Genomic DNA, 2,110 nt, shown 5'->3' on the forward strand with positions numbered 1-2,110 from the left:
GCCGGTCTCCTTGCCGGCGCTCAGCACCTCGCCGAAGCGCACCCACTCCTTGCCGTCGAACTTCACGAGCTGCATCTGCTCGATCGGGAAGAAGTCGTTCGGCCCGGTGTTGATGGTGATGCCCGGCAGCAGCATCGGCGCCTGGAAGTCCTTCAGGCTGGCGGCCTGCTTCACGAAGTTCTCGCGGGTCAGGTTGTCGCCCATCTGCTTGATGGTCTGCACGATGGTGTGACAGTTCGCCCAGCCAAAGGCATTGAACGTGTCGGTCTTGTCGCCGTCGGAATAGTACTTGTCCATCCAGGCGTCCCAGGCCTTGTAGTCGTCGTCGCCCGCCCAGGCCGGATCGGTCGGATCCTTCTGGTACAGCGCGGAGATCACGCCTTCGGACTTGTCGAAACCGGCCGGATTCAGCACCGAGCCGACGGAGTTGGACACCGAATTCAGCAGATGCAGCGGCTTCCAGCCGAGATCGGCCACCTTGCGGATCGCCTGTGCGGCGAACTTCGGCGTGGTGACGTTGTAGAAGACGTTCGCGCCGGAGTTCTGCAGGTTGATGATCTGGGAATCGATGGTCGGGTCGGTGACCTCGTAGGTCTCCTCCGCCACGATCATCTCTTCCGCCTTGTCGCCCAGGCTGTCCTTCAGGCCCTTGACGTAGTCCTTACCGTAATCGTCGTTCTGGTAGAGGATCGCGATCTTGGCATCCGGCTTGGTCTGCAGCAGGTAGTTGCCGTAGATCCGCCCCTCGGTCTGGTAGTTCGGCTGCCAACCCATGGTCCAGGGGAACTTGTCCGGCTGGCCCCACTTGGTCGCGCCGGTGGCGACGAACAGCTGCGGCACCTTCTTCTGGTTCAGGTACTTGTGGACGGCCGAGTTGGACGGCGTGCCCAGGCCGGTCACCACGCCGAGGACTTCCTCGCGCTCCACCAGCTTGCGGGTCTGTTCCACCGTCTTCGGCGGGCTGTAGCCGTCGTCCAGAGAAATGAAGTTGATCTTGCGGCCGTTGATACCGCCCTCGGCATTGACCATGTCGAAGCAGGCGCCGACGGCCTTGCCGATCGCGCCATAGGCCGAGGCCGGGCCGCTATACGGCATGGTATTGCCGATCTTGATCTCCGTGTCAGAGACACCCGGACCGTATTCCGCAGCCATTGCCGGCGCAGTGGCAATGGCAGAGGCCGCAACGGCGGCCAAAAGGAGCTGACGGGTCATTGGCTAGACTCACCTTCCTGATTGTTCGCTACCTAGGTACGGTTGATGGTTTCTTGTCGGCTCTGGCCTGTTCCACTCGCTTCTTGCGGCGAGGGGTGCACTGAACCGGGGGGGCCGTCCGGTGTCAAGCGGATCCGTGAACGAACGCTCGCTAAAGGGCGGAAAAGTGCGCATTCCCGGCAATGCGAAAGCCGGCGGGCCCGCCGATTGGCATAGGGGGCGATCCTATTGGATCGCTCCCCTGCCACACCACCCGGCATGCGGGTCCGCACCGGGCGGTTCGAGGGATTGAGGTCATGCGAGTCTGGGCATTCCCATCTGGTCGGCCCATTTGATCGTGAGGACGGCGTTGAGGAGCATGCCGCTGTTGCGCCACCAGCGGCGGGAGTTTCCCGCCACCTGACGGGCCACGTCGGGCTTGGCCCCCAGGGCCGTCAGTTCCCGGAAGATGGTCCTGCCGCGCCGCCATTGCTTGAGCTGGATGGCCCGCAGGCGATGGCGCAGCCACTGGTCCAGCTCTCGCCAGACCCGTGGCGTTTGCGCCAGCCGGAAGTAGGCTTTCCACCCCGGCACGAAGCTGCGCAGCCGTTGCGTCACCGCGCGAATAGAGCGCCCCGTCACACGGGGCGTCAGCTCGCGGATGCGGTCCTTGAACGCCTTGATCGCCTTGTCGGCGACCCGTCGTTTGACCACTCCGCCCGGCGCGACCCAGAAGGCGTAGCCGAGGAATTTGCGGCCAAAGACGCTGGCAACGGCGCTCTTGGCCTCGTTCACCGTCAGGTGAAGCCGGCCATAGAGCCGCCGCAGCAGGGCCAGCACCCGTTCTCCCGCCCGTCGGGACCGCACATAGACGTTGCAGTCGTCGGCATAGCGGCAGAAGGCGTGACCCCGCCGTTCA

At 64.1% G+C, this 2,110-nt stretch carries 2 protein-coding genes; both read right to left on the reverse strand.

Annotated features, from left to right (window positions below):
* A partial coding sequence (locus tag ACFOGJ_RS29145) for an ABC transporter substrate-binding protein (RefSeq protein ID WP_379906822.1) occupies window positions 1–1,212 on the reverse strand: 1,212 nt, incomplete at its 3' end.
* A gap of 294 nt (window positions 1,213–1,506) precedes the next feature.
* Window positions 1,507–2,110 (reverse strand): group II intron maturase-specific domain-containing protein (locus ACFOGJ_RS29150; RefSeq protein WP_379906823.1); only part of this gene is annotated, 604 nt, incomplete at its 5' end.

This window comes from Marinibaculum pumilum (assembly GCF_042646425.1).
In the GTDB taxonomy this organism is placed as follows: Bacteria; Pseudomonadota; Alphaproteobacteria; order Ferrovibrionales; family Ferrovibrionaceae; genus Marinibaculum; species Marinibaculum pumilum.